This is a genomic window from Arthrobacter sp. UYCu511, assembly GCF_040547105.1.
In the GTDB taxonomy this organism is placed as follows: domain Bacteria; phylum Actinomycetota; class Actinomycetes; order Actinomycetales; family Micrococcaceae; genus Specibacter; species Specibacter psychrochitiniphilus.
The window spans coordinates 245,525-269,668 of record NZ_JBEPPB010000003.1; the positions used below are offsets into that span (position 1 = coordinate 245,525).

General features: G+C 62.1%; 17 protein-coding genes. 5 read left to right on the top strand and 12 right to left on the bottom strand.

All coding sequences use genetic code 11. The features are described 5' to 3' along the window. From gatC to ABIB48_RS06795, 3 genes are all read right to left on the bottom strand, one after another. Complete coding sequence (gene gatC / locus ABIB48_RS06785; protein WP_110104472.1) at positions 1-297, bottom strand: Asp-tRNA(Asn)/Glu-tRNA(Gln) amidotransferase subunit GatC; 297 nt, start codon at positions 295-297, stop codon at positions 1-3. 124 nt (positions 298-421) lie between these two features. Then, the gene (locus tag ABIB48_RS06790; RefSeq protein WP_354212510.1) at positions 422-1,822 is read right to left on the bottom strand and encodes an LssY C-terminal domain-containing protein; all 1,401 of its coding nucleotides are present in this window, start codon (positions 1,820-1,822) and stop codon (positions 422-424) included. Positions 1,823-1,864: 42 nt separating this feature from the next. Further along, positions 1,865-2,362, bottom strand: a complete 498-nt coding sequence (locus tag ABIB48_RS06795; protein ID WP_354212511.1) for a GNAT family N-acetyltransferase — start codon at positions 2,360-2,362, stop codon at positions 1,865-1,867. A gap of 494 nt (positions 2,363-2,856) precedes the next feature. Here ABIB48_RS06795 and ABIB48_RS06800 point away from each other — a divergent pair, with 494 nt between their 5' ends. The 5 genes from ABIB48_RS06800 (at position 2,857) to ABIB48_RS06820 (ending at position 8,778) form a co-directional block, all read left to right on the top strand. After that, positions 2,857-4,008: an ROK family protein gene (locus tag ABIB48_RS06800; protein ID WP_354212512.1), complete on the top strand. Its 1,152-nt coding sequence runs from the start codon at positions 2,857-2,859 to the stop codon at positions 4,006-4,008. Positions 4,009-4,100: 92 nt separating this feature from the next. Beyond that, positions 4,101-5,453, top strand: a complete 1,353-nt coding sequence (locus ABIB48_RS06805) for an extracellular solute-binding protein (protein ID WP_110104476.1) — start codon at positions 4,101-4,103, stop codon at positions 5,451-5,453. 124 nt (positions 5,454-5,577) lie between these two features. After that, positions 5,578-6,540, top strand: coding sequence for a carbohydrate ABC transporter permease (locus ABIB48_RS06810; RefSeq protein ID WP_315914794.1), 963 nt, complete (start codon positions 5,578-5,580; stop codon positions 6,538-6,540). 1 nt (position 6,541) lies between these two features. Then, positions 6,542-7,381 (top strand): carbohydrate ABC transporter permease, encoded by an 840-nt coding sequence (locus ABIB48_RS06815; protein WP_110104478.1) that lies wholly within the window; start codon positions 6,542-6,544, stop codon positions 7,379-7,381. Between the two features lie 5 nt (positions 7,382-7,386). Further along, positions 7,387-8,778 (top strand): glycoside hydrolase family 3 protein, encoded by a 1,392-nt coding sequence (locus ABIB48_RS06820; RefSeq protein ID WP_502914108.1) that lies wholly within the window; start codon positions 7,387-7,389, stop codon positions 8,776-8,778. On the opposite strand, the gene ABIB48_RS06825 is transcribed toward ABIB48_RS06820, so the two are convergent. The 9 genes from ABIB48_RS06825 to ABIB48_RS06865 form a co-directional block, all read right to left on the bottom strand. Beyond that, complete coding sequence (locus tag ABIB48_RS06825) at positions 8,775-10,151, bottom strand: CoA transferase (protein WP_354212514.1); 1,377 nt, start codon at positions 10,149-10,151, stop codon at positions 8,775-8,777. The genes ABIB48_RS06820 and ABIB48_RS06825 overlap by 4 nt on opposite strands. 88 nt (positions 10,152-10,239) lie before the next feature. Next, a complete protein-coding gene (locus tag ABIB48_RS06830) occupies positions 10,240-11,082 on the bottom strand; it encodes an inositol monophosphatase family protein (protein ID WP_354212515.1) in 843 nt (280 codons plus the stop codon). A gap of 18 nt (positions 11,083-11,100) precedes the next feature. Then, on the bottom strand, positions 11,101-13,356 hold the full coding sequence (gene ligA, locus ABIB48_RS06835) for an NAD-dependent DNA ligase LigA (RefSeq protein WP_502914109.1): 2,256 nt from the start codon (positions 13,354-13,356) through the stop codon (positions 11,101-11,103). 283 nt (positions 13,357-13,639) lie between these two features. Continuing rightward, positions 13,640-13,903 (bottom strand): hypothetical protein, encoded by a 264-nt coding sequence (locus ABIB48_RS06840; protein WP_146212954.1) that lies wholly within the window; start codon positions 13,901-13,903, stop codon positions 13,640-13,642. Positions 13,904-14,071: 168 nt separating this feature from the next. After that, the gene (locus ABIB48_RS06845) at positions 14,072-18,508 is read right to left on the bottom strand and encodes a type VII secretion EssC family protein (RefSeq protein ID WP_354212516.1); all 4,437 of its coding nucleotides are present in this window, start codon (positions 18,506-18,508) and stop codon (positions 14,072-14,074) included. After that, complete coding sequence (locus ABIB48_RS06850; RefSeq protein ID WP_110104485.1) at positions 18,505-19,209, bottom strand: FHA domain-containing protein; 705 nt, start codon at positions 19,207-19,209, stop codon at positions 18,505-18,507. Before ABIB48_RS06850 ends, ABIB48_RS06845 begins: the two co-directional genes overlap by 4 nt. A 37-nt stretch (positions 19,210-19,246) precedes the next feature. Continuing rightward, complete coding sequence (locus tag ABIB48_RS06855) at positions 19,247-21,037, bottom strand: serine/threonine-protein kinase (RefSeq protein ID WP_354212517.1); 1,791 nt, start codon at positions 21,035-21,037, stop codon at positions 19,247-19,249. Continuing rightward, on the bottom strand, positions 21,034-23,157 hold the full coding sequence (locus ABIB48_RS06860; RefSeq protein ID WP_354212518.1) for an FHA domain-containing protein: 2,124 nt from the start codon (positions 23,155-23,157) through the stop codon (positions 21,034-21,036). Before ABIB48_RS06860 ends, ABIB48_RS06855 begins: the two co-directional genes overlap by 4 nt. Further along, positions 23,150-24,139 (bottom strand): PP2C family protein-serine/threonine phosphatase, encoded by a 990-nt coding sequence (locus tag ABIB48_RS06865; protein WP_373366714.1) that lies wholly within the window; start codon positions 24,137-24,139, stop codon positions 23,150-23,152. The genes ABIB48_RS06860 and ABIB48_RS06865 overlap by 8 nt, the downstream gene beginning before the upstream one ends. Between the last annotated feature and the right edge of the window lie 5 nt (positions 24,140-24,144).

Consider the following 24,144-nt stretch of genomic DNA (forward strand, 5'->3'; position numbering starts at 1 on the left):
TTAGCTCTCCTCCAGAATTGCGGGAACCTTGAAGCGGCCATCGGCGGCATCGGGCGCCCCGGACAGGGCTTCTTCCACGGTAAGCACATGGCCCACTACGTCCTCGCGCATGACATTGGTCAGCGGGATCGGGTGTGAGGTGGCGGGAACATCTGCCCCGGCAGCCTCGCTGACGCTCTTCACTGCATCCACAATCACTGCCAGTTCAGTGGCCATGCTCTCCAGTTCTTCGTCGCTCATCTCGATGTGAGCCAGTTGCGCCAGATGCGCCACGTCGTCACGGTTGATCGCAGCCATGGATCTCCCCTACAAAAGTAAATAAGTGTGTACCCCTAGCTTATCTCCCATGGCGGGCGGCAAATCCCGCCTGGCATTTCCTACTGACGCGTTTCCTGCCCGCGCATTTACTACTGGCGCATGGTCATTCAACGCTCGGAGCAGGGCTCGCTTCCCTGCGCGAGAACGTACTGGAGTTCTGCGCGGACAGTGCCAGCAGCACCAGGATATCCACGGGCAGGCCGAACAGATCCCCGCGCAAGGTGACGGAGGTGCCACTGAAGAAACCCAGAGCCGCACCCGCCAACAACAACACGCTCAAGCCCATGACCGTGACCCGAGCCCTATTGCTGCCGCGAAAAACCAGGGCCGAGAGCGCCGCATACAGGAGTATGGAGGCGGCCGTGACGGCCATGGCAATGTTCACGAACAGGGCAGCTAGGGAGGCGTTACCACCGGGAAGAGAGGCCGCTACCTCGCCAATAATGCTGACCCTGTCCCCCAACGCCAGGCTCAAGGTGAGAACACCAACCACTACCCGGATGCTCATCAGAACCACTCCAAGCACAATCGAGAGCGGCCGGCGCCGTTCCCGCGCAGCCACACGCGCCTCCGCACTCTGGTCCGCGGCCAGGGCAGCGCTTGTCACCTTGCCAACGTCCACCACGGGCAGGTTTCCGTCAGTTTCAATGCTGTCCCCGCCACCGTTGCGTGAGTGGTAGCCGGTGGAGAAATCCTCAATAATGCGCACCGATACCTTTGGGTGGCTCTCCGTCAGAGTTGCCACGATGTGATCCCGCTCAACGTCGGTGTCGGAATCGATCTTGTGGGTGATCTGGAGCGTGAAAAGTGAGAAGCCCACAGCCCTGTCAAAGGTGCCCGCGGCAAGCCACTCAACCTTATGCCCGCCTGGCAGCAACCAACCATCGGGGCATTTCCAAAACCGCACGTGGTGGCGTTTGGCGGGATTGCCAGCCACTTCCTGCTGATAGGCCAGGTCCTGTTGCCGGCCAAAGAGCAGCAAGGGGCTCACGGGCGCCTTGTGGTAGCTGCGTTTGAATACCGTGGAGGTGATGATGCGCCAGCTTGAGCGCAAGGTCACCGCATCGGCGCGGATCCAGCCTGCACCACTCATAGCCGCGATCAGTTGGGCTTCACTGCCCTCCGCGGCAAGGTTAATGGGGTCCCCCAGCAGCCCGTCACTGGTGCGGGCGCGGCCAATGAAGTAATCAGGGACATAGATGGAGGTCAAAATCTTATGCACCCGTGGCAACACCAGGTAGGCCAAGATGAGCCAGAACAGGACGAAGAACGGCACAAGATACCAGCCCACGTGCAACGATTCACTCAATACCAGCCAGGCCAGCCACAACGCCGCAATCCCGCTGAAGGCAAAGACGAGGTTGTCCACCAGCGAGTTAAATGAGCTCCGCTGCAGCAGATGGTCATGGCTGCCCACTTTATGCTGGCTGCCCTCTGGCGCGGCCGGTACTGGCGCGGCAACAGGTGCGGCCGGTACTGGCGCGGAGTGCTCCCCGGGTCTCATGAGGCCATCCTATAGCGGAGGCTTTTTGGTGGCACCTGCTCATTAAAGCTCCATCCGGTACACAAGCAACATCTTGCCGTTTTCCGGGATGGGCCAGTCACGCTCGGGTGCACGGGAAAATCCCAGCCGCTGATACAGGGCGTGGGCGCTGACCCAGTCCTCGCCCGTGGTCAGGCTAAGCGCATTGATCCCGGGCAGACTTTTGGCATGGGCCAGAATGTATTCCACCATGGACCGCCCGGCACCACTGCGCTGCACAGCAGGGTCCACCACCAGAAGCCGGAATTCCAGCTCATCGGGCAGCGCTACATCCGCCCATTCATCGCCGTACACCGCTAAGGTGGCTGACCCAATGACGGCGCCATCCCGCTCTGCCACAATCATCTGCGCCACAGCTGCCCGCTCGGCCACCTGCAAGATCTTGCGCATGTATGGATGGTCCACGTTCTCAAAATACCGGGCACCAAGGTAGGCGTCGGCTGTAATACAAGCGATGGCGTCATAATCGGAAGGAATTGCAGTGCGGATGGTTAAGTTCATGGCGGGAAATTTCTCCGTTTTCTGTGCTGGCGTGACGTATTTTCTCAATTCTCGCTCCCCTACGCCTCGCACTTGACACCAAAAGCACCGCAGACCGGCTTCGGACACAGTCCGGTTCCCCTGTCTTTCCAGCTGGTTCCACTGTCTTTCCAGCCGGTTTCGCCCGGCTTTCCCTCGTGACTTGCACGGGTATGGTGCCGGGCAGTTTCTGCGGTCAGTGCCCGCCCGGCCCCGGAATCGAGACGGATTGCCGCTTGTTTACGGCTTGTTTACGCGCGCTGCGAAGTGCCAGTGTGCGCTTTATTGGTGCGGAGAGGACGGCCACGCGCCGCGGACGAGGCAGCTCAACAGCTATGCACGCCCCTCCCGTTACTGGCAGCGTCCGCGGGTGCGTGAATTTCACGCCGTTGAGAGTATTATCACACTTGGGGCCATTGAGGCAAGTTTGCGTAAAAGCTTTACAAATAGTTTGTTAGTACAGTTTACTAACATTCATGATCACTCCACGGCCCCGCATCAGGACGGGCCCAGACCGCGCAGGCAGCCTTCCCTCCGACGTCCGCGCCTACAACCTCTCACTAGTGCTGCGCACCCTGCACGCCGCCGGTGCCATGAGCCGTGCCGACCTCTCCCGCGCTATTGGCCTGACCCGTGTCACCATCTCTGACCTTGTCACCGAGCTGATCGCCCGCACTCACGCCGTAGAGCTGGGCCCTTCCGAGGCAATACGCCCCGGCAAGCCCTCCATCCTCGTCGACATCAACCGGCACGGCCTGCAGATCGTTGGCCTGGACCTGACGGAAAACAATGTCCTGCGCGCCGCCGTCATGGACCTGGACGGCACCATCTTGGCCCGCACGGATTGTGCCATCACCTCCGAAAGCGGTGCCGAGCTGACGGCACTCGTTATGGGTCTGGCCCGGGACGCCGTGGCGCTGGCCACCGAGCCGCTGCTGGGAATCGGCGTGGGCAGCCCCGGAATCGTGGACGCTGACGGCGTGGTCATCACCGCTCCCAACCTGGGTTGGGCCAATGTGCCGCTGGGCGCCACCATCCAGGCCGCTACCGGCCTGCCCACCCTTGTCCATAACGATGCCGACGCCGCCCTGCACGGTGAATACACTTTCGGCACCGGCAGTGATGACATGATCCTGGTCCGGGTGGGCCGCGGCGTCGGTTCCAGCATTATGGTGGGCGGGATCCGTGCCAGCGGTGTCCACCACGCCGCAGGAGAAATCGGCCATGTCACAGTAGGTACCGACGGCGGCGCCACGTGCCAGTGTGGCCGCACCGGCTGCCTGGAAACCTGGTTGGCTGTGCCCGCCCTCGAGACGGCCCTCGCCGCCGCGGCGCAAAGCCCGGACCCCGAGGCCGCCGCTCATGCTGTCCTGCGTACCGCCGGCGAACGCCTAGCCATTTCCCTAGCCCCGATCGTGGCGGCCATCGACGTCGCGGAGGTTGTCCTTTGCGGTCCGGCCGCCCTCCTGGACGGGACGCTGATTGAGAGCGTCCGCGAAACACTCGCCCAACGGGTGCTCCCCCTCTACCCACCCCCAACAACTGTTCGACTCGCGGATGAACCCGAAAAAACGGTGCTCCGCGGCACGGCCGTCATGGTTCTGTCCAGTCAGTTGGGAGTGGACTAGGCGCATTCCGCCAGGCACCACACACCTTTGAATAAGCACCACATCGTTCCCTTGCGGCCCACCCGAGGCCCCTTGTCGAAAGAGGAAATTGCATGAAGAAGTATCTGGGGATCGCAGCTATTACCGCTGCAGCATTGACCCTGTCAGCCTGTGGTTCCGGCACTTCCGCCGAGTCCGGGAGTAACCCGTCAGATAACGCCGACCGCTCTATCACCCTGTGGCTCGCAGGAGGGGACACCTCTGATGAGCTGCGCGGCTACTTGAAAGACACCTTCAAGGCCAAGACCGGCGCCACGTTGAAGATTGAAGAACAGGGCTGGGGGGACCTTGTCACCAAGATGACCACGGCGCTGCCCGATGCCAACAACACCCCGGATGTGGTGGAAATGGGCAACACCCAGTCCCCCACCTTCACCAACGTCGGAGCCTTTGCCGACCTCTCCGACATGTACGACGAACTCGGCGGTGACAAGCTCCTGCCGTCCTTCGTCGAGGCAGGTTCGGTGGACGGCAAGAAGTTCGCGCTGCCCTACTACTTCGGTTCACGCTACATGTTCACCCGTAAAGACATCTGGACAGAAGCCGGCGTTGCCACGCCCACCACGCTGGATGAGTTCAATGCAGGTGTGAAGAGCATTGCTGATAAGAATCCGCGCGAGATCAAGAACTTCTCCGGCTTCTTCCTGGGTGGCCAGGACTGGCGCAACGGCGTTTCCTGGATCTTCGCGAACGGTGGGGATCTGGCCAAGAAGGAAAACGGCAAGTGGGTTTCCACCCTTGCCGATGCCAAGACGCTCAAGGGCTTGGAACAGTTGCAGGACCTGTACAAAAATGCTTCCAAGGCCCCCTCTGATGCCAAGGATGCCACCCCGTGGCTGTACATCAACGACGCCGATGAAATCCTCGGCGATGACGGCAAGCCCACAGGCAAGACGAGCCTGGCTGCTGCCACCATCATGGCTCCGGGCTGGGCCCACTGGTCCATCGGCGACTTGAAGAAGGATGATGCAACGGGCAAGGACGTGCGCACCTGGAATGAGGACACGTTCGGCACTCTGGTGCTTCCCGGCAACGACGGCAAGCCTGCTCCGGTCCTGGCCGGCGGTTCCAACATCGGCATCTCCGCCAAGTCCAAGAATCAGGATCTGGCCAAGGACCTGATGCGCATCATCTTCTCCGAGGAATACCAGAACATGCTCGGCGGTGCGGGCTTGGGCCCGGCCAACTCGGACTACGTGAATTCCTTGGGCGATGACCAGTTCGCCAAGGCAGCCATTGCCTCCGCCTCCAACTCCAAGCTGACCCCCGCCGCTCCCGGCTGGGCATCCGTTGAGACCTCGCTGGTCCTTGAGGAGTTCTTCGGAAAACTTCGCGACGCCACTGACCTTGCCGCACTGGCCAAGCAGTACGACGAAAAGATCACCCCGCAGCTGAACCTGAAGTAACAGACAAGAGCGCAGCTACACAGCACCAATAGTGGTGACCGGGGTTCGTAAGAGCCCCGGTCACCACCGCTTTGCCACCTGTAGCAAGAACCACGGCAGTTTCCGCCGTCACGAAAGGCCCCCTATGTCAACGGACGCCAAAGCGCCCCCCCTCGCACCCGGTCGCGGCGGACAGTCATCCGAGCCCGGCCCCGCCATCCGGCGCCGCAAAGCCAGCAAGGCTCCTTACTACCTGATTCTTCCGGCCATCATCATCTTGTTGGTAGCCCTGGGCTACCCCGTGGGCTGGCAGATCATCACCAGCTTCCAAAAATTCGGCCTGATGCAGCAGTTCGGCGGATCTCCTGAATTCGTCGGCTTCGAGAACTACTTTGCACTTCTGGGCACCTCCGAACTCTGGGTGGTCCTTGGCCGTTCACTGCTGTTCTGTCTGCTTTCGGCGTTCCTGACAGTGGCAATCGGCGGCCTCTTGGCCCTGCTGATGCAGCGCGTCGGCACGGCAGCGCGCCTGATGCTGCAAGTTTCCATGCTGCTGGCCTGGGCCATGCCCGTTGTGGCCGCCATGACCGTGTGGGTCTGGCTCATCGACTGGCGCCGCGGCGTCTTGAACTGGCTCCTAGTCCAGTTCGGCATTGATGCCGAAGGCCACAACTGGCTGGCTGATCCGGTCACGTTTTTCCTGATCGCCGTTGTCATTGTCGTATGGATGTCCGTACCGTTCGTGGCGCTGAGCCTCTACGCCGGCCTGACCCAAATCTCCGGCGAGGTCCTCGAGGCCGCCGGTATGGACGGAGCCACCGGCTGGCAGCGCACCCGCTACATCATCTTGCCGTTGATAGCCCCGGTCCTGTCGATCGTGCTGCTGCTGCAGCTGATCTGGGACCTGCGCGTGTTCACCCAGATCAAGCTCCTGCAAGACGCCGGCGGTGTTGCCAACGAAACCAACATGCTGGGCACCTTCATTTACCAGCTCGGCGTGGGCTCCGGGGACTTCGGCATGGCAAGCGCCGTGTCCATCCTCATGCTGATCCTGACAATCGGCATCAGCTGGTATTACGTCCGTTCCCTCATGAAGGAAGAAAACTAACATGCGGCGCAAGTCAATCATTACTGCTCTGTTCACCGCCCTGGCCGTGGCAATAGCAATCCTGTGGGCCTTCCCGGTCTACTGGATGTTCAACTCCTCCATGCTGCCCAACGTTGTTTTGCAGTCCACCACACCCACGTTCTTGCCCTTCGGCGGATCGCTGGAGAACTTTACGGCAGCCCTGGCCGACGGCAAGTTCCTCGGCGCACTCACCATCTCACTGACGGTCACGCTGAGCACGGTCGCGGCCGTGCTGATCATCGCCTTCCTCGGTGCCCTGGCCGTCAGCCGCTTCAAGTTCAAGGGCCGCAAGTCCTTCATCCTGGCACTGCTGTTGATCCAGATGCTCCCGGCCGAAGGCATGTTCATCGCCCAGTACAAGATGATGAGCTCAGTAGGCATGCTCAACAACATTGTGGGCCTGACCATCTTGTACACGGCCGCAGTTGTGCCCTTTACGATCTGGATGTTGCGCGGCTTCGTCGCCGGCGTCCCCGCAGAGCTGGAGGAGGCCGCCATGGTGGACGGGCTCTCCCGCACCAAGGCGTTCCTGAAGATCACCTTCCCGCTGCTTGCACCGGGCCTGGTGGCGTCCGGGGTTTATGCGTTCTTGCAGGCCTGGAATGAGTTCACCGTCGCCCTGGTCGTCATGACCGAGGACCAGTCCCGCACACTGCCGCTGTGGTTGCGCGGCTTCGTCCAAGCCTCGGCCACCCGGGAGACCGACTGGGGGATGGTCATGGCCGCTTCCATGCTCGTTGCCGTTCCGGTCATCATCTTCTTTTTGATCGTCCAGGGCAAGATGAGTTCCGGGCTCGTCAGCGGGGCGGTGAAAGGATGAGCCCCGTGGATGTGCGGCGTCTGGCCGCCGGAACGCTCATGCCAGGATTTGTCGGCACCACTGCCCCGGACTGGCTTCTTGACGCGTTCGACGACGGATTGGCCGCCGTGTGCTTGTTCGGCACCAACCTGGTCTCGTGGGATCAGCTTGCGGCACTGTGCACGCAGTTGCGCCGGCGGTCCCCGCACGCCCTTCTGTCAGTCGATGAGGAAGGCGGCGATGTCACTCGCCTGCACTACCTGGCCGGTTCCAACCAGCCTGGCAATGCGGTCCTGGGGCGGATAGACGACGTCCATGTGACGGCTGCGGCGGCCTCGGCCATTGGCATGGAGCTCGCAGCGTTTGGCATCAATTTGAATCTTGCCCCGGATGCCGATGTGAACTCCGCGGACGAAAACCCCGTAATTGGGGTCCGCAGCTTCGGTGCGGACCCCGTCCACGCGGCCCGGCACACGGTGGCTTGGGTGGAGGGCCTGCAGCTTGCCGGCGTGGCTGCCTGTGCCAAGCATTTCCCCGGGCATGGGGACACCCACGATGATTCACACCTGGCCCTGCCCCGGGTTAAAGCCCCGCTGCAGACGCTTCTTGAACGGGAACTACTTCCGTTCAAGGCGGCGGCCATGGCTGGGGTTGGAAGCATCATGACCAGCCACATTGTGGTTGAGGCACTGGACCCTGCCAACCCTGCAACTTTTTCGCCGATAGTGCTGCAGGATATTCTGCGCGGCCAGCTGGGGTTCAAAGGTGCCGTGATCACAGACGCTTTAGACATGGTGGGCGCCTCCGGAGTCATTGGCATACCGGCGGCTGCAGTCCGTGCCCTGGCAGCCGGTGCCGATCTGCTGTGCATTGGCTCCGAGACCACGGCCCGCCAGTACCACGACGTGCTCGAGGGCGTGGTGGCGGCAGTTGCTGAGGGCACACTCCCGCTGGCCCGGCTGCAGGACGCCGCGGCGCGCACCGCAAAACTGGCTGGGGACTTCCCCGCCCACAGCGGTGCTGCCGTGAATTCTTCCGCGGCCATTCCAGCGGCGGCAGAAATCCGTAGCACCTTTGATCTCTCTGCCACGGCCGATACCTGGCTGGCTGATCCGTCCCCGGCCGCCGTGGTCCAGTTGGAAACACAGGCCAACTTTGCCGTAGGCACCGTCCCGTGGGGTCCGGCCGCCACGGGAGGCACCGTGCCTCAAGAAAGCCTGAACCCGGGCCAGAAGGTGGCCCTCGTGGGACGCGGGCTGGACGCCGACCATCCGGTCTGGGTCCTGGCCCAAGATCTTCGCTCCGCTGGACACAACACCATCACCGTGGAGTGCGGTTGGCCCCGCGGCGGTGCCGACATTGTCAGCTACGGGGCATCGCTGGCAGTGTCCACGGCCCTCATGGAGCTGCTTCTCTAGCCTCCTTCGGCGCGCACCACTCGGGTATTCCGGGGCTTGAGCCAACGAGCCTCGGAACTGCCCAATCCCCGGGCCGGAACATCGGCAGAGGCAACAAGACCGGAAATTTGGCACGCCGGCGGCAGCCGCAGGCCTGGGCCCCACGCGGTCTCTTCGGACAGCAGCACCGCCGGGTCAACTAGGGGTGGCGGCGCCAGCGGGTCCGAGGGCCCGGTGCGCATGAGCTCCACGGCAGTCCGGGCCAGCGAGAACTTGGCGCTGCGGAGAATTCCATCCAGACGCTCGCGCCAGGCGTCGATAGCGGCTGCGGCACAAAGGTACCCCGTAGCGTGATCCAGGGCCTGCACGGGCAGCGGATGTGGACGGTCCGAGCCGAAGTGAAGCATCCCGGCGTGCGCAATCCCGCAGCTCATCTGCACGAGTGAGTCAAAGCCGCGCCGGCGCTTCCACGGCCCGCTCCACCCATAAGCGTCCAGCGCCACGTTGACCAGGCTCGGATGGCGCTCCGCCAGCCAGCCTTCGGACAGGCCCAGCCGGTCCAGCGCATCCGGACGGTAACCGTGGATAAGGATGTCGGCCCCGGCAAGTAATTCGTGCAACGTGGCCAGCCCATCGGCAGATTTCAGGTCCAGCCGGGCACAGCGTTTGCCCACCGTCAGCTCGGCTTCCAGCCCAGGCTCCGCCCGCTCTGGCGGATCGATTCGCAGCACCTCTGCCCCGTACATCGCCATGAATCGGGTGGCCACGGGACCGGCGATGACACGGGTTAAATCCAACACCCGCACCCCTTCCAGGGGGCGTGCGGCACTGGCGGGCCGGGCGTGTTGGCGCGTGCCGCCGTCGTCCGTCAGCCGCGGGGCACCCCAGATCACGAGCGGTTCGGCAGCCACAGACCGACCCTGCGGATGCGCCAGCCACTGCTCCTGCGAGCGCATGAACGCGGCACAGCCAGCAGCCGCAACCACCGCAGCTTCTAGGTCTTCCCCCATCCAATGTTCGACTGCGGTGCCAACAGTTGCGCGGTCTGCGCCGGCTCCCAGCCCAAGTACCGACAAGGCAGCAGCACGGTGATGAGGAGCGTTGGTGTGCAGCCGGATCCAGCCGTCGGCGCAGCGGTAGTCCCCGGCAATGCTGTCCCACACCGGAGGCAGCTCCCAGCCAACAGGTTTGAACGATGCCCCAAACCAGAAGGAGGCAAGCTGACTGTCGATGGAAAGGTCAGGGGCGGTAGAGCCATGGTGTTGGACTAACCGGGCAATCGCCCCGGCTGCAGCACTCATGCTGGAGACCGCCAGCCCGGTCACATCAAAGGCCGCGGCCAGCACGCCGTTTCCGGTGCTCGCCGGCTCTTGCGGAAACTGCTTCTCACCCATGGCATCAGAGTACGACAACTACCCCATGACCGGCCACCGGGGCACCGGCCCTAGCCTTCGGCTGGGTGCCGCCCTGGCACCCTTGAACCTACTGTTCCGGGGCGAAGCCGCCTTGAAGCCCGGGCACGCAGGCGCCGGTCCACACGGACAGGACCTCTTCACGTGTTGGCAGCCCGTTAATGGCCGGGCTGAGCGTGGGCAGGTGCACCCAGGCACCGGCTTCTTCCGCAATGAGCCCGCCGGCGGCAAAGTCGTGCTCGAACAGGCCGTATTCCAGGTACGCATCCACGGATCCTTCAGCCACGGCACACAGTTCCAGGGCGGCGGAGCCGAGCCGGCGGAAGTCACCAAAATGGTCCATTTTGAAATCCAGTTCTGAGACCAAACGGCGGCGCACCACCGGATCGTACGTCAGTGCTGTGGAAATCAGGGTGCCACCGCGTTTCTCTACAGGACCGCTCAAACGCCGCACCGATTGGGCGCCATCTGCGCGTTTCTCATCCAGCCAAGCACCTTCTCCACGGGAGCCAAAGTACACGCGGCGCAGTGCCGGGGCGTTGACCACCCCGGCGAGCCATTCGCCGCTGGGCCCCATCACGGCCACCGAGGTGCCGTAGTAGGCAATGTTGCGGATGAAGTTCATGGTGCCATCGAGCGGATCGATGCTCCACCTGTACCCGGAGGGCGTCTCGGGAAGCGCAGGGGCCAGCTCCTCCCCCGTGATGACGTCATGCGGGCGGGCCTGTGCAATCACTGCCCGCACGGCGTTCTCTGCGGCAACATCAAAGGCAGTAACCCAATCAGCATCAGAGGATTTCTCCGTGGCCCCAAATCCTGCCGGATCCCGGGCCGCAAGCACGGCGGCACCTGCGGCAGCGGCGCGCAGGGCTACCTCCAACAGTTCATCAACAGGGACAGGGTGGACGTTCATGGTGCTCCTTCGTGTCTGTTATTCAGTGGGCTCGGCGTCAAGAAGTGGTCCGTTGGCGAGTAATTGCAAGAAAGCGTCCTCGTCCAGGACAGGGATGCCCAGCGCCTCGGCTTTGTCTAACTTGGTGCCCGCAGCCTCACCGGCCACCACATAAGAGGTGTTTTTGGAGACCGACCCGGCCGCCTTTCCGCCACGGGTGATGATGGCTTCCTTGGCCTCGTCACGGCTGAGTGTGGGCAAGGTCCCCGTCACCACAATGGTCAGACCCTCCAGGGTCTTGGGAACGGATTCGTCCACAGCATCAGCCATAAGCACCCCGGAAGCTGCCCATGCGGCAATGATTTCCTGGTGCCAATCCACCTCAAACCACTCGATCAAAGCCTCTGCGATGATGGCTCCCACACCATCCACATCAGCTAGTTGCTCCCGCGCATTCGGGGCCTTGAGCGCCTCCACAATGGCTGTGATGGAACCGTACCGGGTGGCCAGCGCGCGCGATGCCGTGGGCCCAACATGCCTGATGGACAGGGCCACCAGCACCCGCCACAGCGGCGCCTTCTTCGCCTTTTCCAGCTCCTGGTACAACTTCTCTGTTGTTTTGGACGGTACGGAAGGCTTCTTGGCTGTGGCCTTCGTGTAGAAGTATGGGGTCAGCTCAAAGATGCCGGTACCTTCACCCTTTGACCGCTTTTCACGCCACACCATCACGCCGGATAAATCCAGTTGCGCAATATCGAAAACGTGCGCTTCACTCACCAGGGGGCCAGGGCCGGCCGGTGCAATGATCCCACCGTTCTCCGCCGGATCCGGGCCGTGCCCGGCGGTCAACGCCCGGGCCGCCTCGTAGCCAAGGGCCTCGATGTCAAAGCCTCCACGTCCGGCCAGGTGCGCCACGCGTTCGGTGAGTTGGCTCGGGCACGAGCGGCTATTGGGGCAACGAATGTCAATGTCACCCTCCTTGGACGGCGCCAGTTCAGTTCCGCAGGAAGGGCAGTGTGTGGGCATGATGAACTCACGCACGGGCGGAACCTGGGCATCACGCAGTGCCATAACGGGGCCCACGATCTCCGGAATGACATCCCCTGCCTTGCGCAGCACCACAATATCGCCAATCAAGATTCCCTTGGCCTTGACCACATCCTGGTTGTGCAGGGTTGCCATTTCCACGGTGGAGCCGGCCACCAGAACTGGTTCCATGATGGCGTAGGGGGTAACCCGGCCCGTGCGCCCCACATTGACCCTGATGTCCAGCAGCTTGGTATGAACTTCCTCCGGCGGGTACTTATACGCCACGGACCAGCGCGGCACGCGGGAGGTGTGGCCCAGTTCGCGCTGCGTGGCAAGGTCATCCACCTTGACAACAATGCCGTCAATCTCATGGATCAGATCGTGCCGATGCTCCCCGTAATAGGCAATGAAGTCCATGACCTCGGGCAGCGTGTCTAGCACCTTGTAATAGGGGCTGATGGGCATGCCCCACGATTTGAGGAGCTCGTACGTTTCGGACTGGGTGGCCGTGGTGAGCCCCTCACGGGCACCGATGCCGTGCACAAACATGCTCAGCGGCCGCTTGGCAGTTTCCGCAGCATCCTTTTGCCGCAAAGAACCGGCCGCCGTGTTACGCGGGTTCGCGTACGGCGCCTTTCCGGCCGCAACCATCACCTCATTGAGCGCCAGGAAGTCCTTGGAACCAATGAACACCTCGCCACGGATCTCCACCTCAGCGGGGAATCCGGAACCGTGCAGCTTTTGCGGAATGTCCTTGATGGTAGCCACATTGTGCGTGACATCCTCACCTGTTGTGCCGTCGCCGCGAGTGGCCGCCCGCACCAGCACGCCGTCGCGGTAGAGCAGATTCACGGCCAGGCCGTCAATCTTCAGTTCCGTGAGCCACTTCGGGGCCGTACCACCCCGGTTTTCCACCGAGGCGGCCGCCTTGAGCAGCCATGCTTCCAACTCCGCAAGGGAAAAGACGTCCTCCAGCGAATACATTCTGGCCAAATGCTCGACGGCGGCAAACGCCACCGAGACATCCCCACCCACCACTTGGGTGGGGGAATCATTGCTGACCAGTTGGGGGTGGAGCGCCTCCAGAGTTTCCAATTCACTGTAGAGCAGATCAAACTCCGCATCGGAGACCAGCGGCGCATCCTCGTTGTAGTAGGCAGCCCGGTAGGACTGAATCAACTCCACTAAAACCACATAACGCTCCGCAGCGCTTGGCTCTACGGGCGGGGACTCTAGGGGCTGGGGTTCTACGTTCTGGCTGCTCACGGTTCTATCTTGCCCCACGAAGCTGCCCTGACGCACCAATCAGCGCGAAGCGGCACTTAAACGCCAGACCGACCCCCACAAATGGGAGCCGGTCTGGGCCCACGCTCGCCAGGTTCCGCACAAATCGCGTCAGCGATTTATGAACCCCCGCGAGTCTGGGCCCACGCTCGCCAGGTTCCGCACAAATCGCGTCAGCGATTTATGCACCCCCGCGAGTCTGGGCCCACGCTCGCCAGGTTCCGCACAAATCGCGTCAGCGATTTATGCGGCCGGCGAGTGGGGACTAGCGTGAAGCTTCGATCTGCTGCAGCTTCTGCTTGTTGACCAAGGTCTTGACCTGGGTCAGATCATTGATGACGTTATTGAGCTGCTTCTTTGAGGTGGGCCAGGTGGTGCCCTTGAAGCGGGTGGCGTCGGCGCCTTCCCAGCGAACGGACTGAGCCTTGCCGTCAAGGGTGGACATTGCCGTGGTGATCTGGTCAATGGCTGAAGCCAACTTGGAAACCAGTTCTGCCATGTCCTGGGGATCATTACCGATCATTGCCATGATGAACATCCTTTGTGAGAAGAAAATACCCTGTGCTGGCTTTTCCAACCGGGCGGCTATCAATAACCTAACAATTTCCTGTCAGGAGTGCGATGGGGACAACTCCCCAACTGCGCCCGGCCGCCGGAAAACACTCCCCGGCACCTTCCACAGTTGAGGCCCCACCCGTTAGCGTTCGTGGTCCATGGTGGTGGCCACTTGCAACGCGAACGCCTTTCCGCGGCCCACCACAAAACCGCGGCCCGGGATGAACTTATTGTTGTGCAGCCGGCCCAGCGAGGTGTTCATCAAGGTGTCACCTTCAATATCGCTCGGGTTCAGCAGCAGGCCGCGGCGCCCAGCCTTGAACAGACCGGCAAGGCTCCAGGCGGCCGCCCAGGTAGAGGTCTCCCCCTCACCCACCACAAAGCAGTTGCTCTTGATGGCTGCCTTGATCAAGTTGACCAGGTCCATCTCTGCTTCAGAGTCGGCAAATTCGGTGACGCCCTCTATGAAGAACGCCACAGGGGTGGTTTCGCTTTCCACCAGGTCAATGAAACGCTGCAGCTGCGGCTCCAACCCAGCAGCCGTCACAATGGCCTCGTCCCATACCGAGAGGTTGGCGATCGCTGAGCGGCGTGAGCCGAAGTACACGCGGCGGGTACCCGGCGTCGAACGTTTAAGCGCCTCGGCGAGGGTGACCAAGGCTGTGGTGCGCCCGGATGCGGGCGGTCCCGTCAGCATGAGTGCACCGCTGGCCGCCAAGCCTGCCGGTTCCAGATTGTAGTCATCCACACCGATGATGACGTTGCCGGGGCTGGCCTCCGGGAGCACGTTCAAGTCCACGTTCTCCGGCAGCGATTCAATCCGCCGCGCCTGCGGCACTCCTTGGCGGCGCATGGTTTCGCCCAGGCTGGCCACTTGGCGCGCCTGCAGGGCAAGGTTGGGTGTGCCACCAAAGATCGCCATCTGGATTTCGCCGCCGTCGATCATTCCACGCCCGGGTGGTGATGCCGGATCAAGCACGTCGCGGGGCAGGCCCAGGTTGGAATAGTCATCGGCTGTGGCCATGCGGAACACCAGAAGGCGCTGCACGGAAGAAGCCAACGACGCCGGGAGCGACTTCGGGCTGTCACCGGCAATGACAATGTGGACGCCCATGGGACGGCCGTCCGTGGCAATCTGCTGGAGGGTTTCGAACTGGGTCATGCCCACCCGGAATTCGTACAGTTCCCGGAACGTGGCCAAGCCATCCACCATGATGATGATGCGCGGCTCGTTGGGCTTGTTGGCCAGGTGGCGGTACTCGGCAATGCTGCCGGCCTTAACCGCGGCAAAGCTCTCTGCCCGCTCCTCAATGACAGAGCGAATGTGGCGCAGCAACCGGCCAACACGTTCGGCATCCTCGGCGTTGATAATCCCGCCCACGTGCGGGAGCGCTTCTAGCATTTGTAGCCCGTTGGAGGCCGCGTCAATGCCGTACACCTGCACGGGCCCGCCGCGCGGAGTGATTGCCGCGGCAATGGCGATGGTGCGCAAGGCCGCCGATTTACCCGAACCGCTGGCCCCCAGGATGGCCATGTTGCCGTCCTTGTCCGGTTCGAAGAACACGGTGGGCTGTGCCTGGTGTTCCGGATCATCCATAACGCCCAGCACCAATTGCTCATCGGTGCGCGAGTTGGGCAGTTTGGAGAAGTCATAAATCTCGGACAGCTCGCTCAGCCAGGGTTTGCGGGGCGGCTTGATGCCCAGTTCCACGGCGGCCAAGGAAATATTGCTGACCACTTTGGCAATGTCATTGGGCCCGGCTGAGTCCTCCACAGGGGCTACCGCGAGTTCCTGCTCCCATGGGGCGCCGGCACCAAAGTCCATCTCCACAATGTCAATGCGCGGACGCTGCGGGGTGCGTGTGGTCCAGCCACCGGCATAGCCTGTCTGGAAACCCTGAATCCGGCCTGGGCCGGTTTTGGCTGCCCCACGGCCGGGAATGGACGGGCTGAAGTAGGCGGCTGTGGGCTCCCCCAAAATATCTTGGGAGTCATCAACATCCGCCATGCGCAAGGCGATGCGCATATTGGTGTTGGCCCGCAGGCTGTCCTTGATAACACCCGAGGGGCGCTGGGTGGCCAGAATCAAGTGCAGTCCCAGGGAGCGGCCACGGGCGGCAACATCCACCACACCGTCAACAAATTCCGGCACTTCCTTGGCCAGTGCGGCGAATTCATCCACCACAATGATCAACGACGGCGGCGCCTCAGGATCTGCTTCCCGCTCCATGGCGAGTAGGTCCTTGGCTTTCTTGCGGTTGAGCAGGTGCTCCCGGTAGTGCAGTTCGGCACGGAGCGAGGTCAGGGCCCGGCGCACCAGGTGCGGGGACAAATCGGTCACCAGGCCCACTGTGTGCGGCAGTTGCACACAGTCGGCAAAGGCAGCGCCGCCCTTGTAGTCAACAAACAAGAAAGAGAGCCTGTCGGGGCTGTACGCGGCGGCCATGCCCAGCACCCAGGCTTGGAGAAACTCGGACTTGCCGGCACCGGTGGTACCGCCCACCAGGGCGTGCGGGCCTTCGGTTTTCAAATCCAGGTACATGGGTTCCACACCCTTGGAACCCACCAGTGCCCGCAAGGAGCCCTGGTATTTGCGGTTCTTCACGGCGCGGGAGGCCACGGAGTTGTTCTCCAGCCAGCGGTCTGCAATTCCGGAGGTGTTTTCCACCAGATCATGCCCGGCCAGTGCCACGTAGGAGACGCTGCGGGGAAGGTCAGAATCATCGTCAACGGGTTTGCCGGAGTCAACTACCGGGGCCAGCAAGCGGGCCAGTTGAGAGGCCAGCTCCAAGCTGACGCTTTCACAGCTCACGGGGAATGTCAGTTGGCCCAGGCGCACCTGGCCTGTTGTGGCAGTCTCTGCCACATGGACAAAGTCACGGCAGGGGGCCGGGAGGGCTTCCACGGAACTGGCAACCCACAGGATGTGCAGGCCTGCGTCTGCACCGTATTCCGTCAACCGGGTGAGCCTGGCCCGGTCCACTTTGACGTCATCTTCAATGATGACCAGCATGGCCGGGGTGGCCGGAGGGGGCGGATCCGCTTTGGTGGGATCCTGGCTGCCACGGTGGGCGGCGGCGTGGGCGGCCAAGTTGACGCCACGGTTGACCATAAGATCCTCCAGGGCAGCCAACAGTACTCCTGCGGCACCGCTGCCGGAGGCCAGATGGTCAGCAGCCAGCGGGGAATGGACTGAATCCACGTGCGGAAGCCATTGCAGCCACTGCCAACGGTCCTTGGACTCAGCGGAGGTCATGGCCGCCACGGCCAGTTCAGCCGGTGAGTGCAATCCCACGGCCTGGAGCACCAGTGCCCGGGCTACATCGTCCACCACACCGCGCGGGCCGGCAACACCCAGGGCGCCGCTGTTACGCAACTGCGCCACCACCGGAACGGCGTCAATATCGGAAAATTCGGCCTTGATTTCCTGCACTTCTGCCATATATTCCGGCAAGGTGTCATTGCTGTCGCCCACCTCTACGGGGGTGCGGGAGGGCTGCCGGCCCACGCCCAGGCGCAGGGTCAAAAACGCCTTGTGCTCGGGGCGGTGAGTCCACATCAGCGGGCCCAGCTTGTAAATGGCGTCCACAGTTTCCGCCGCCGAGGGGCTCTCAGCCAGGCGGATGGCCCGCTCCACCTGCTGCCGGGCGGTCATTTGGCGGCGGAACTCTGTGACGGAACCCCGGAACTGCTCAATGGATTCCCGCAGTTCGCGTTTGGCGTTCATTTTTTGATCCACGAAGCCGCCAATGATCATCAACGGCATCATGGCCATGAAGATCACACTGAACAAGCTCCTGGTGACGCCGAACATGACAGCTCCCATGAGAATGGGCGCAATGAGGATGACCACGGGGAAGCGTTCGCGGCGGGGCCGCTTGGGCCCGGCCGGAACGGTCTGCTTCTCCACCTTGAACTGGGGCACAACACGTGGGGAGCGGTTGAATTCCACCAGCGGGCTGGTGGGGCCCGACTGTGAGCCGCGGCCCAGGCTGATGACTGAAATGGTGCTCTCGCCCAAGGTCACCTCATCCGAGGAGCCCAGCACGGCCCGGGAAATCTGAATTCCCTCCATCATCATGCCGTTGGCTGATCCGGTATCCGCGATCTCCACCGTCTCCCCCACCGTGATGCGGGCATGGCGTTTGGAGGTCATGGGGTCACTCAGGCGCACGTCGGCGTCAAAGTCGCGCCCCACATAGCTGGTGCCCAACGGGAGCGCGAATTCTTTCCCCGCGTCCGGCCCGGCCATGACGCGCAAGGTGGCAGCCGCCGGTCCCCTGTCCTGATTGGGCAGCGCAAAAGACTCACTGACCTGAGTCAGTGAAACCGTGGCGCCGGGGCGCAGCCCAGATTCCAGCAAGTTGCTCCCCGGTGGCAGGGTGCGTCCCTGAATGCCACCTACCAGTGACTCCTCCACTAACAAGGAAAGGTTGGCCGGAGCCTGCGCACCCTTACGGGTGGGATCAGAGAGGAACAACTCCGTAGCAATGTCCCCTACAGTGGCCAGGCCGTCAACAGTGACTGCCAGGTTCTTATCCTCAAGAGGCTCGCGTCGGAGCGTTAGTCGCAGCCTCATTCATCTTCCATTCCACGTTGGGATTCCAGCAGGGGCAGATCATCAGGTGTAACCAGGTGTGAGGTGACGGCATGTTCAACCAGCCTGGCCCGCCTGTTGGTGGCGAGTTTTCCGCCACCTCCGCGCAAACCCACCACACCCACTCGGTCCAGCTTGTCGCACACGTTATCGAGCTTGCGGTTGAAGCGGGTCAAAGCCCATCCGAGCCGCTTGGCCGCTTGAGCGGAGGACGGGATGGAACTAAAACCTGTTCCGCCACGGCGCAGCATGGGCTCGGCCAGGGCCACTATCAGCGCCTTCTGGGACGGGGTGAAAACAACAGGGCCAATCGTGGTGGAGCCGGCGGAATCGTCCTCCCGGCTCTGCGAGGTGAAGGCGGGTGAATCCAGGTGGACGGAGAACTCGTACGTGGTGGGTCCGGCCGTGAAGATCACGTTGGTCTGCTGGAACACCAACGGTACGCGTGCCCCCGGAGCCATCCAGGCCTGCATGCCCCCAGCCGCGTCAGCAATGGTCGCTGAGAGCATGGTGCCGGCATTAGTGAGCCACCAGATCCCGTCATATTTGCTGACCTCTAGGAACTTGCGGTGCAGATACGGGTTGTCATCGACCTCAATATCGCCTTCACGGCCAATGCTAAAAACACTCTCAGGCGACGGTTCATACCATTCGCCACAAAAGTCAATGGTCAGTTCAGCCATGATGGTTCTCCCCCTTGTTGGTGCTGGTCCTTAGAGCTCATTCGGTACATTTTTTTATTTCATCGGAGACCTGACCGTTGGAGCGCAGTAGTTTCACGGAAATACAGGAAACCCCATTAGCGCCATTGACAACAAACACCCTGTTATCTGTGATCCGTTTGAACTCACCCGTATCCACAATGCTGATGGCAGCCCACATGAACTGGTCCCCTTCTTGCGGATCAGGGTTGGTCCAGGTCCATTCGGCGCCTCCATTGATGGGTTTAGCGCTCAGATCGCTCACTTGTGGCACCTCGGCGCCCACCACTAGAGCTGTGGGCGGCGGGGCGCTCTGGGACGCAAGAGGGTCTGGTTTTGGTGCTGCTCCACCAGCGCTGAAGACCATAATGCCCACCACGACGGCGGCCACCAGTACCAGCCCGGAGACCAGTCCCAGCCATAGCCCCTTCTTGCGCGCCGGTGTGGGGGCAGTTTCCAGCTCTGCCGGGGCCAGTAAATCCTGGCGCTCTACCGTCTGGTCCAGGGCGTACTTCTGGGCCGGATTCTCCAGCCGCAGCCCCGTGTCATTCCACTGCGTCGGTGATGCCACGTTGGAGAAGCTCTTGGGCACGGTAGACCCACCCGCGGTGTCCTGCGAGGGAACTGTTTGGCCGTTGCGGGTCAGGCTGCCGGTTGTGCCTGTTGTACCAGTTCGACCTGTTGTACCAGTTCCTTCTGCGCCTGCTGTCCCGGGACCGCTGGGGCTAAAGCCGGTGTGGGGCTGCTGCCTTCTAAGAGCTGAGGGTCCATTAGAGGACGTTCCGGCAGTGCGGCTCGCAGGGCTCGCAGCGCCTGTGGCCCGCGAGGGAAAAGTGGGGTTGGGGGTGCTTGCGTCAGGGTCTATGGAGATGATGGAGCGTACCCGTGTGGGTTCCGAATAATCCTCAGGGTGGCCAGGAGGCCGTTCCTGAACAACTATTTCCTCCTGCACCTCAAAGGGGGTGACGGAATAGTTCAGATCCGCCTGCACACGCATGAGTGCCCGGGCAAAGTCCTTGGCCGAGGCATACCGGGAGCTTGGGTGCTTGGCCATGGCGGTTGCCAGGACCATTTCCAGGGCTTCGGGGATGTCAGCCCGGCCCAGCCGTGGCAGCGCCATGGTGGCAATTCGGTCCCCGAGAATGCGGTAGGAATTCTCCGCACCCGGAATGACGAACGGCGAGTGTCCGGCCAAGAGTGTGTAGATGGTGGCGCCCAAGGCCCAAATATCCACCTTCACGCCGTCCGTTGCTCCTGAACCAAAAGATTCAGGTGGCGACCAGGGCACGGACATCCCGCCGCCGTCGGCCGCCAGCGCATCCGTGGTGCCGGAAATTCCAAAGTCAGTCAGAGCCGGCCGGTTGTAGTCCGTGACCAGGATATTGGCGGGCTTGATGTCTCGGTGGGCAATGCCTGCACGGTGTGCGGTTTCCACGGCTGACGCCACCTGGATACCGATTTCCATGGCCTTGTCAGCACTGTAACGTCCCTGCTTGAACTGCAGATCCAGGCTGGGGCGCGAGCAGTACTCCATGGCCAGGTAGGAGTGGCCAGCATCAGTGATCACGGCTTCGTAAATCGTGACGATGTACGGATGCGCGGATAGCTGTGCCATCAGGTTCGCTTCGGATTCAAAGCGGGTTCTGGCTCCGGCCGTCTTCAGGTCAGCCGTCAGGACCTTGATGGCAACCTTGCGTCGGGGCCGTTCTTGTTCGTACAGGTATACGTCGGAGAATCCGCCCGAGCCCAGGCCTGAGATGAAAGTGTAGCCGGGCAGCTGTGGTGGGGCCGCCACTCGCCTCTGACTCACGGCAGTCCGTCAAAGAGCAGGGAAATACCATCACCGAGCTCGGCAATATCGCCGTTGAGCAAGATGGCTTCCTCGCCTTGGCTCAGACGCCGCGGAGCCTGACCTTCACGTACTAGGACTGTGCCGTTGGTGGCTTTCAGATCCACCAGCAGCACATCCCAACCGTCGAGGCGCACTTCCACGTGAGAGCGTGAAATGTCATCGTTGCCGCTCTTTACTTGCACCAGCCGGGGCATGGCACCGCCCATGACACGGGACACCGAGGGCTGGCGGCCAATGATGAGCGAGTGGTCAAGCTCTACCGATTCGCCACTGGAAATGTGCATGGTGCCCAGACGGGGACGGCCTACTTCACGGGGCTCGGAGTTAATGGAAGCACCGCAGTGCGTGCACTGCGAACGGCTGGGCGGGTTGGCATGACCGTGCGGGCACATGCGTGCCAAAACCATGGGGCCTGTGGAAGGACGTGATTCCAGGAGCGGCGCTGAGGCCAGGGCGCTGTGCTGTTGGCCCTCGCCACTCATGATGGTGTGCCCGTCATGGTCAGGATCAAAGGCCACATTCTCGGGTGCCAAGGGTGCCGAAGTTGCCGGGGGTGTCGAAGTTGCCGGGGGTGCCTGCTGTTCCACTGCGGGGGACATGTTCCACGGCACAGAATCAATCATGGGTGAGTGTGAATTGTGCTGCGCGCCGGGGTCGGGATTGTGCTGCGCACCGGGGTCGGGACGGTGTTGTGCCCCTTGTTCAGCACTGGGGAATGCCCCACCCTCGGAATCCGGCGCCCCGAACGGATCATGGTGTGCGGGGAGAATACCGGCTGCTGGGTCCTCGCCATGGCCTGAAAGCGGAGGTGCTGGCGGCAAGGGTGGAACCACTGGATCAGAGGACACCGGGTGCACGGGCTGCCCGTTCTCATCAAGGCGCACGGCAGCGTCTTCAACACTGCGGGAAATTGTGGGACCCCACAAGTGGTCATAGTTGGTTGTGAAGGATTCTTCCTCAGATGAGGGGCTCTCAGGCGCTTCCTGGACCTCAACGGGCTCCGCGGCAACACCATACTCGTCCATCAGCTGTTCTTGCTCAAGCTGTTCTTGCTCAAGCGGGTCTGCTTCCAGCGGGTCTGCTTCCAGCGGGTCTTGCTCAAGTGGTTCTGCCGCCAGCGGGCCTGCTTCCACACCTGGTTCCTGCTCGGAACCCTCAACGGCTACCTGCTCGGTAAACTCGTCGTGGTGCAGGTCCGGGTACCTGGTCAGGTTCAAGTCATTGTGGGACTCTTCGGCCGTTGCCGAAACGGGCGCCAGCTGTGCGCTCCACTCTGCGTCCGCAGCTTCTGCAGCCATCGCGAAGCTGGCATAGGCGTCAGCATCCTCCACAGGTACATTGCTTGGGGCCTCATCCGTAGCGGGCGCACTCTCAACCGGCTCTTCCGCGGGCGCAAACCAATCATGCTTCAGAAGTGAAACAGAGTGCTCCTCAGCCTGGGGCTGCTCCGCGAATTTAGTTGATTCATCCTCCGAGGCATAGTCGGCAGCAGAATCCTGCGCGTCATGATTGCCGCCAGGGTTCAGGACCTCCTCAGCTGCCAGTGCTGGTGAGGCCTCCACGGCGGCGCTTTCCTCCTCTGCCAACCCTTCCGGGGCAGAGACGGCAGCGGCAAAGCCTGTTTTTGTGCCATGAAGATCACCCTGGAGCAATCGCTGCAACCGAACAACGGCTTCCCCCACGGGAAGCTCGAGCTCTGTCTCACCGGCGGAAGTATCCGCCAGTGTCAGTTCCAGTGCTTCCGGAAGGGCCAGCGAACGTTCGCTCCAGGTGGAGACTTCCCGGCCGGAAACCACTTCTGCGGAATCACCCTGATGAGCAATAAGGGTGATATCCCCGCGCAGGATGGCGTGCAATTTATCACTCTGAACCAGGATGGCGAAGCTGGGCAGCCCGGTCAGCCCGGTGCCGAACTCGGCCGTCACTTGGTTCAGGACACCGTGAATGGTGGGTTCTACTCCAAGGAAATCCCACAGCCGGTTGACGATGGCTGGGTTGGTGTTGCCTTCCAGCACTATGACAGAGCCGGATCGCACAATTCCAAGCCATGAGCCTGTGCGGTACGTGCTGCTAACCATGATTCTCCTTGGGTGAAAATGCTGTGGCCTGGACAGGGGCTGCCATGGCCGGAACTGCAGGTGCGTGGGATGGTGGCTGCAGTTTGAGGTCGGTGTTTTGCCCTGCTTCGCGCACCGAGGCAGGAATGGACTCCAGCACGTCCTCAATGATTGGCATGCGGGGAAGAGTGTCCTCTGGTACGGATTCTGCGCTCTTAGGGTTGTTGAGGGTTTGCTCAGCCGCACCGCCTAAGACATTGCTAGCATCTACCACGATCACGGTGATGTTGTCTCTGCCCCCGGAGCGCAGTGCTGCTTGAATCAGTGAGTCGACGGCGTCCTGCGGGTGACGCAGGGTGCTCATGACGCGGTGAATTTGCTCGTCGCCAAGCTCGCCGGAGAGGCCGTCGGAGCAGATGAGAATTCTGTCGCCTTCTTCCACGGGGACCAACCAGAAATCTGCCTCGGTGACCGATCCGGTGCCCAGCGCACGGGTCACCACATGCCGCCGCGGGTGTACCAGGGCTTCTTCGGGGGTGATGAGACCGGCATCCACCAGTTCCTGAACTTCGGAATGGTCCACACTGATCTGGCTGAAATTGCCCTGGCTCAGGCGGTACGTGCGTGAATCACCCACGTTGAAGACCAACCAATACGGAACTGTACGTTCCTCCACCAGAACTACCCCGCTGACGGTTGTACCGGCGCGTGCGTTGGTCAGTTCGCGGATACGGGCATCGGCTTGACGCAGTGCCTGTTGCAGATCTGCTGCCGTTGCTTCCCTGCAGCCTGCGCTGAGTAGCCGCTGTTGGCTCAGAACTTCAACACACTCGCGGCTGGCAACCTCGCCTGCCTCGTGCCCGCCCATGCCGTCTGCCACGGTGAAGAGCGGATCTGCTGCCAGGAAGGAGTCCTCGTTGAGTTCCCGGCGCAGACCGCGGTCCGTACCAAAGCCGAAGGCTAGGCGGACCCCTGAGCTAGCTGCGCCCTTCATATCATCCATCAAAC

Bases quoted from the DNA above. Each gene is read 5' to 3' on its own strand.
- gatC (WP_110104472.1), bottom strand. From the start codon at position 297: ATGGCTGCGATCAACCGTGACGACGTGGCGCATCTGGCGCAACTGGCT.
- ABIB48_RS06790 (WP_354212510.1), bottom strand. From the start codon at position 1,822: ATGAGACCCGGGGAGCACTCCGCGCCAGTACCGGCCGCACCTGTTGCC.
- ABIB48_RS06795 (WP_354212511.1), bottom strand. From the start codon at position 2,362: ATGAACTTAACCATCCGCACTGCAATTCCTTCCGATTATGACGCCATC.
- ABIB48_RS06800 (WP_354212512.1), top strand. From the start codon at position 2,857: ATGATCACTCCACGGCCCCGCATCAGGACGGGCCCAGACCGCGCAGGC.
- ABIB48_RS06805 (WP_110104476.1), top strand. From the start codon at position 4,101: ATGAAGAAGTATCTGGGGATCGCAGCTATTACCGCTGCAGCATTGACC.
- ABIB48_RS06810 (WP_315914794.1), top strand. From the start codon at position 5,578: ATGTCAACGGACGCCAAAGCGCCCCCCCTCGCACCCGGTCGCGGCGGA.
- ABIB48_RS06815 (WP_110104478.1), top strand. From the start codon at position 6,542: ATGCGGCGCAAGTCAATCATTACTGCTCTGTTCACCGCCCTGGCCGTG.
- ABIB48_RS06825 (WP_354212514.1), bottom strand. From the start codon at position 10,151: ATGGGTGAGAAGCAGTTTCCGCAAGAGCCGGCGAGCACCGGAAACGGC.
- ABIB48_RS06830 (WP_354212515.1), bottom strand. From the start codon at position 11,082: ATGAACGTCCACCCTGTCCCTGTTGATGAACTGTTGGAGGTAGCCCTG.
- ABIB48_RS06840 (WP_146212954.1), bottom strand. From the start codon at position 13,903: ATGGCAATGATCGGTAATGATCCCCAGGACATGGCAGAACTGGTTTCC.
- ABIB48_RS06845 (WP_354212516.1), bottom strand. From the start codon at position 18,508: ATGAGGCTGCGACTAACGCTCCGACGCGAGCCTCTTGAGGATAAGAAC.
- ABIB48_RS06850 (WP_110104485.1), bottom strand. From the start codon at position 19,209: ATGGCTGAACTGACCATTGACTTTTGTGGCGAATGGTATGAACCGTCG.
- ABIB48_RS06860 (WP_354212518.1), bottom strand. From the start codon at position 23,157: ATGGTTAGCAGCACGTACCGCACAGGCTCATGGCTTGGAATTGTGCGA.
- ABIB48_RS06865 (WP_373366714.1), bottom strand. From the start codon at position 24,139: ATGGATGATATGAAGGGCGCAGCTAGCTCAGGGGTCCGCCTAGCCTTC.